Raw genomic sequence first — 7220 nt, 5'->3', positions numbered from 1 at the left:
CCAAAAAATTCGCAGCTAGGCCCGACTTCCCCCACCCGGAAGCCCTGACCTAACTGCGACGCTATCGCTCTGTCACTGTCTTGTAGATTTGCATAAGACAGATAGGAAGGTGTGGAAATACACCAAGGTTATCTAAATATATCGCAAAAACCCCTGTCAGCGATGTAGGCACCTTTACCGAATGTCCTGTAAGTCAATTTACCTACAATAGTTAGCCGATGCTTACATTTGGCTTATTGGGAGGGATTTTCAGGACCCACGAACTACAAAAAAATTGTGATTTGCGCTTAATATTTTTCAGATTTAGCCTAGATGTTGCTCAAAAAAGGAGACAACGCGCTGTTCTGACCAATAACGCCTGTCTTTGGGGTGGTCTATAAAGCCCACATGCCCCCCATAATCTGGAATCTCAAGGTGGACATTGGCACTTTGTCCCGCCTCGTCTAACGGAAAACAAGCCGGCCCCAGGAAAGGATCATCTGCAGCATTCAGAATAAGGGTCGGAATCTGAATATTTACGAGGCCAGGCCGGCAGCTACACGCCTGCCAGTATGCGTCTGCATCAGCATACCCATGCAGTGGTGCCGTATACAAATCATCAAATTCCTGGAACGTGGTGATATCATCGAGTCGATCTATAGCAATTTGCCCAGGGAATGCTGCGGCTTTCTCGCGCATCTTCTCTCGCAGGTTGCGCATGAATCGTGCAATGTAAACTTTGTTGGCAAGGGTAGACATGGCATCCACGCTTGCAGCCAGGTCACACGGGACCGAGATCCCCGCCGTCGCTTTCACTGCCGGTGGCAAAGCATCACCCATATCCCCCAAATACTTCAGGGTCAGGTTGCCCCCCAGGCTAAACCCAACCAGCACAATTTCCTCATAATCATACGATGCAATGATATGCTCAAGGACAGCAGCCAGGTCTTCGGTTGCGCCGGCATGGTAAGAGCGCAACAATCGATTGGGTTCACCGCTGCAGCCTCGAAAATTACAGGCAACGGCATCCCAGCCGGCTTTGTTGATTGCCCGAACCATACCTTTCACGTAGCCACCAGCAGCGCTTCCCTCTAAACCATGCAATACAATACCTACCCGTGCCGGCTTATCATGGTCGTTGGTTGCCTCGCGCTTAGACCAATCCAGATCTAGAAAATCTGTATCAGGTAGTGTAATCCGCTCGCGCTGGTACTGCACGTCATCAATTCGGCGAAAGATAGCGGGATAAATGGTGTGCACGTGGCCATTCCTGAAAGGCCAAGATGGTAAATAACGCGGCGTGGGCAATACAGGCATACAGTGGGGTAGGCTCAAACAACGGGGGTACGCTCAAAAGCGCAACGTAAGCCCTTCGTACGCCACATGACAAACGACGTTCACATCTTTTGATGCAAACCATGCCCTTGCCCGCTCCTGCATAACATCCAGTTCGTCGTCTGTCCGGTCAGGGTCGTGATGAAAAAGCACCACCTGCTTGACGCGCGCCTGATGCGCCAGCTCCCAAACCCGCTCCGATACACTGTGGCCCCATCCCCGCTTCGCCGGCATATCTTCTCGCAGATATTGGGCATCATGGATAAGTAAATCAGCTTCCCGGCAGAAGGCAACCAACCGATCAAATGACACGTGCACGTCGTCTACCGCGTCAATTTCGTTGTCTGGGATGTAGACAATTTTCCGATTCTGCAAATTGAGCCTGAAGCCATGTGTTTCACCAGGGTGATTGACCCGCAGCCGATCGACAAAATAGCCTTCACGGCTTCGTTCAGCTACATCTTCCGGATTCATGCTAATGAGTAGCGACAAGATCTGGTCTTGCGTAATCGGAAAGCGCCGGCCATCCATTTGCTCCAACAACAGCTTGAACAATCCCCGGCGATCTTCAAGATAAGAAAGGTAGATTTTGCGGTCCGCCTGATAGATTGGCGAGAAGAAAGGAAACCCCTGTATATGATCCCAGTGGGTGTGGGTCAGGAAGAAATAGATATCGTTGTTGTTTTCCAGCAACGCTTGCCCAAGGTGTTTCGCGCCAGTGCCGGCATCAAGCATCACAGTCCACCACTGGTCATTTTGGTTCACGCCCTCTACACTAACACAAGGTGTGTTGCCACCATATCGGACTGTATTAGGACCAGGAGAAGGCAGTGAGCCTCGCACGCCCCAGAACTTTACAACAATATGTTCTCCAGATTCGCTCAACGGTTAGATTTGACTACGCCAACAAATGCAATTAGGTGCTGTCTCCTGTGGAATGGTTAGCACATACCCGGATATGCCAGGCGTATTTGCTCCGTTTTCCTTGCAACAACGCATTACAGGTCATGACATCTTGCTTTATATAATCGTTCCGTATAGATCGGCAGAAGATTTTTAACACACAGAATTGGTCGCAGATCAGGTTTTCAAACCAATAAATCCCATAAGGCGCCCTGTTTTACCGTGCTCTGCGCGATGAGAAAAGAAGCGGTCGGTTTCTGTAAAGGTACAATGGGGTGAAATCTCGATGGCATTTTCCTGAATCCCAACCTCGAGCAGTTGAAATTGCAGCGCTTTCTTCAGGTCTACATGCGGTTTTTCTTTGCCGGGTATGCTGCATACAAACGCCGGCGCAAATTGGCTGGCAACTTCAGGCCCTACCTCAAACTGAGACGCAGATATACACGGACTTACGTAAGCCTTTAAATTTTCCAATGCAGCACCATGTGCCAGCATACGCTCGACAGTTTTCACGGTGATGCGGCCAACGGTGCCGCGCCAGCCGGCATGACAGGCGCCAATCACACGATTCACCGGATCTGCAATCAGGACCGAAGCACAATCAGCAGCACTAAGACAAAGTAGCAAATTGGGTGCGCGCGTAACCATGCCATCATAGCCAACATATAATCCCGGCGCATCTACATCCAGTACCTCTGTTCCATGCACCTGTCCTGTAATAGCCAACTGATCTACAGAGAACCCAGCGCGCTCGAAGAGGCGTTTTCTGTTCTCGTGTACGTCATCGCTATGATCAGCAGTGCTAAGGCCCAGATTCAGGCTATGGAAAGGTGGACCACTTACGCCCCCTTGCCGGGTGCTAAAACCGGCTACCACATGGGGCTCTTCTGCAAAAGTGTTTGGCTGGATATACAGCATGCGCCAGGCTGTTAAATATACGTCGAATCCAAAAAGTGGGTACTCACCCCTGCCCTGCAGGTTCTCAAGTGACTTCGTTCAAATATTCATCGACAACCGGCTGCAGGGCCAGCGCTTCTTCAATAAGAATCACCTTGCTGCCCATGTCAAATACGCCCTCTTCTATAAGACGATCCAGCACGGGTTCTTCTGCAAACACCTGCTCGGTAATTTTATGGTTAAAATCGTATCCCATGGTGTTGGCCAGCCTGTTGCTCATTACGATGATATACAGTAGGGCCCGTATCGACATTGGCAATTCCGAGACATCTTCAAGATCGTGATGACGCTCAACTATCGCAGAGATTGCTGGCGGGAAGTTTAGCTGGTTCATCAAGAACCCACCCGTTTCAGCATGGCTAAAACCAAATACCTGACGTTCCTTTTCCAGTATCTCCTCATCACTGATCAAAGGATCCATTGGGCTCTCGTAAAGCACGGCTGCTTCATCGGGAAAGTTGTGTAGCAGCACTATTTTGCCAAAATCATGCAGCAAGCCGGCGGTGAACGCTTCATTGAGCAATTCCTGTTTGTCGCGGGCACTGCTTGTAGGTAAAGAGGCTTTGGAACTCAAGTGTCGCGCAATAAACCCGGTTGCAATACTATGACGTACGAGATTCAGGAAAGGCACTGCTGTTGTCACATTCAGATTGGAGCGCAAATCAACAAGACTCATGCTCATCACAATGCCCAGGACTGCTTCCGGCCCCAATACGACCACAGCACGACGGATGCTGTTGATTTCAGATCGTACACCATAATAAGCCGAGTTTACAACACGCAATATTCTGGTAACGGCACCGAGGTCGTTCTGAACCACTTTTACCACCTCATCCAGGTTGATGCTTTCTACATCCCGCGACAATTCCATCGCACGCAAAAAGGTATGCGGCAACGTTGGGAAGTTAAGCTGAAAATTCCCCAGAGACGTACCTTTGGCCGATGCGGCTAATTTCATTCGATCGGTCGAGTTTGCGTTATTGAAGTGATGTTACAGGCAACTACCGGGTGAATTCCCTGGCTCATTGCACATAGACTTGCGGCTCTCCGAAAGTATCGGCTATTTAAGCAAAGGGTTAAGCGAAATTATAACCCGAGCTTTGTGCGTACCGCATGGCGTACGGCATCGAGCGGCATTGATTTATGGGTCCACTGCTGGTACGAAGCAGCAGCCTGCTGGATGAGCATTTCGAGTCCACCGAGGGTTTGCGCGCCCTGCTGCGCGGCATCATTTAACAACCGCGTTTTTTCCGGATTGTAGACCAGGTCATAGACTACCTGATGGCGAGAGAAGTCTTTTGCTTCGGGCCAGGGCGTCTGATCTGCATCATGATGCATGCCAACCGGCGTTGCATTAACAAGAAGCCGGCCATTGCGCACGGCATTTGTTGCTTCCGAGAAGGAGACCACCTGCAATGCACGTTGATTGTCATATGCAGCAAGGTCTTTAGCCAGTTGCTCTGCTTTACCCGTATTTCGGGCAACAATGGTAAGTTGCGCCGGCTGATAGGCCTGAAGAATGCCATAGGCAACCGCGCGGGCTGCCCCTCCAGCCCCAAACACAACCATTTCACCGCCTTCCAATTTGCCAGCATACGGAGCAAGGGGTTCAAGGAATCCGCGCACGTCGGTGTTGTCACCGTGCAAACTTTCTATTTCCCCGTTTTCATCAAACTGGCTAACAATGGTATTCACAGCACCAACAGCACGTGCCTGTTCGGAAAGGGTGTCAACAAGCTTATGAATTGCCTGCTTATGGGGAATGGTAACATTAGAGCCGACAAAACGCGCTGCCCGAAAGCCATCGAGCGCTTGTTTCAACTGGTCCGGGTGCACTTCCATGCACAGATAGGCCATGTTGATCTGCTGTAACTGAAAGGCAGTATTGTGGATTTCCGGCGACAGAGAATGGCCGAGTGAATAACCCAACAAAGTTACCAGACGGGTGCGGGCGTCTATTTTCATGGTATGTGGCGAACGAAAGCGGGTCAGTTGTACATCTTTCGCAGTGTCAGCAATACGTTTATGTCTATGACCGCTCCGTGATTGTCACATCGCCCAGTGCCAACAAACCATCTGATTCTTCAGAAATTTTATCGACGCGGTTAATAAGCGCGATCAAGGTTTCGCCTGGTTCAGGTTCTACAGGATCATCAGCAGTAAATACGTGCAAATCACCATTATTCCTGATGAGGAAAAGGGGAATTGCGTTATTGCCATACCGCATATGAAAGTCTTCAAACGTAAAGTCTTCCGTTAGTTTGCCGGTTTTGATGGATGCTCCGCTAATAAAACGGGTATTCAGCGAGGCGTAGGTAACGTCTTCCCCAAATAAATGCCGGCCCTGTACGTGCTGCAATACCTCTTCCGGATTCTGCGGTTCGGTATGCCCGCGAACCGGCAGGTGATACACTTCTGAACCATCAAAATATTCGTGGAAATTCAGGGTAGCCAGTGCGTTGATTTCCTCATTGGGGGTCAGCACCAGCATGCGCCCGAACTCGCCCAACTCAAGATCATCAACCACTTCTTTGGTCAACACATGGGTAAGCTTTGCATCCAGACCGGCCTGTTCAGCGTGCGCGATGTTGCGCGGGTCGGAATCCACAAGCATGACCTTGTATCCTTGCTCCTGGATAACCTTCGCCATGCGACGCACCCACGACTGGGCTCCAATAAACAGGTTGCCCTGCGGATTGCGTTCAGCGAGCTTTAACAACTGCGCAAGCGGCGTAGCAGTAAGACCGCTGATTGCTACCGTACCGATAATGACAAGAAAAACTATCGGGACCAGGCCACCACTGTTCTCCGGAAACACTTCTTCGAGCCGGAAACTGAACAAAGCAACAAGGGCAGCAGCCACGATACCACGGGGCCCAAGCCAGGATAAAAACACGTATTCACGCCAGTTGAGCTTGGCACCAATCGACGAAAACAGTACAACAAGCGGGCGGATAACCAGCATCAGTACAACCAGAAAAATGAGGGTTTGCTGGTTGATAAACTCGAGCTCTGTAATTTCAAGCCGGGCACTGAAAAGGATAAACACAACAGCGTACAAAAATACCCGAAACTCCTCTTTAAACAGAAAGACGCGCCGCGCCGGCACATAAGGTTGATTGGCGATGATGATGCCAAGGAATAGTGTAGCAAGCAAGCCCGTTGCGAGCAATCCTGATTCCTGCCGGAGCATTTCGGTGATCGCAAAGACACCAACGACAACCATCAGGGCGACGGCATTTTTAAGGTGGTCAGGGATGAGCCGGCGCTTGAACAACGTCACCAGTAATCCCGCACTCAGCACACTCACGCCCAGGCTGACAAAAATGACCAGGCAAAGTCCTTCGATCGCATGAAAGACTGCTTCCCCCATACTGCTTACTTCAAGGCCTTCTACAATAGGCGCATTGAAGAAAATCACGGTTTCGAGCACAAGTACAGAGATAATTGCACCAATCGGATCGATCATGGTGCCTTCCCACTTGGCTATTGCGCCAATGCGGCCTGAGGAACGCACATGACGAAGCAGCGGAATAAGCACAGAGGGCCCGGTAACAACAAGAATAGCCCCCAAAAGCACGGCCATGCTCAGGTCGAGCCCAATAATGTAAAACGCGGCGGCGGATATCAAACCCAGCGATATGACCACCCCGTAGGTGGTCAGATTTCGCACAGCTTTTTCAGAAGCCCTAAAATCCGCCAGATTGAAACGGAGTCCGCTTTCAAACAGGATCAGGCCTACGCACAGCGAAAGGAATGGATAAAGCAGGCTGCCAAGCAACTCATCCGGATTCAGCAGCCCGGTTACAGGGCCGGCAAGAAAGCCGAAAATGAGCAGCAAAAGTATAGAAGGTATTTTAAACCGCCAGGATAGCCACTGGGCAATAATGCCCAATACAACAATGGCTGCTAATCCTAGAAGTAGATATTCGTTCAAAACGAACCCCCGGGTGATGATCTTCTATGCTATCGATTAATAAAAAACAAAAAAATTGCGTAAGCGTCCTTTAAATCTCTCCTTGTGAAATAAGAAATTCAACCGACAG

The 7220-nt window shown here is 50.1% G+C and carries 6 protein-coding genes; all 6 read right to left on the bottom strand.

Translation table 11 applies throughout. The features are described 5' to 3' along the window. Positions 1-303: 303 nt before the first annotated feature. The 6 genes from AAF564_04385 to AAF564_04360 all read right to left on the bottom strand — a co-directional run bounded on the left by AAF564_04385 (position 304) and on the right by AAF564_04360 (position 7111). Positions 304-1296: an alpha/beta fold hydrolase gene (locus AAF564_04385; protein MEM8484759.1), complete on the bottom strand. Its 993-nt coding sequence runs from the start codon at positions 1294-1296 to the stop codon at positions 304-306. A gap of 33 nt (positions 1297-1329) precedes the next feature. Next, positions 1330-2199, bottom strand: coding sequence for an MBL fold metallo-hydrolase (locus AAF564_04380; GenBank protein MEM8484758.1), 870 nt, complete (start codon positions 2197-2199; stop codon positions 1330-1332). Positions 2200-2394: 195 nt separating this feature from the next. Continuing rightward, on the bottom strand, positions 2395-3135 hold the full coding sequence (pgeF, locus tag AAF564_04375) for a peptidoglycan editing factor PgeF (protein MEM8484757.1): 741 nt from the start codon (positions 3133-3135) through the stop codon (positions 2395-2397). A 64-nt stretch (positions 3136-3199) separates the two neighbouring features. Further along, complete coding sequence (locus AAF564_04370) at positions 3200-4132, bottom strand: HDOD domain-containing protein (GenBank protein MEM8484756.1); 933 nt, start codon at positions 4130-4132, stop codon at positions 3200-3202. Between the two features lie 128 nt (positions 4133-4260). Beyond that, positions 4261-5139 carry a shikimate dehydrogenase gene (locus tag AAF564_04365; protein MEM8484755.1) on the bottom strand — a complete coding sequence of 293 codons (879 nt, stop codon included), beginning with the start codon at positions 5137-5139 and terminating at the stop codon, positions 4261-4263. 64 nt (positions 5140-5203) lie between these two features. Beyond that, a complete protein-coding gene (locus AAF564_04360) occupies positions 5204-7111 on the bottom strand; it encodes a sodium:proton antiporter (protein ID MEM8484754.1) in 1908 nt (635 codons plus the stop codon). Positions 7112-7220: the final 109 nt, after the last annotated feature.

This window comes from Bacteroidota bacterium, assembly GCA_039111535.1.
In the GTDB taxonomy this organism is placed as follows: domain Bacteria; phylum Bacteroidota; class Rhodothermia; order Rhodothermales; family JAHQVL01; genus JBCCIM01.
Note: the sequence above shows the minus strand (reverse complement) of the source record. Positions and strands in the feature narration are given on the sequence as shown.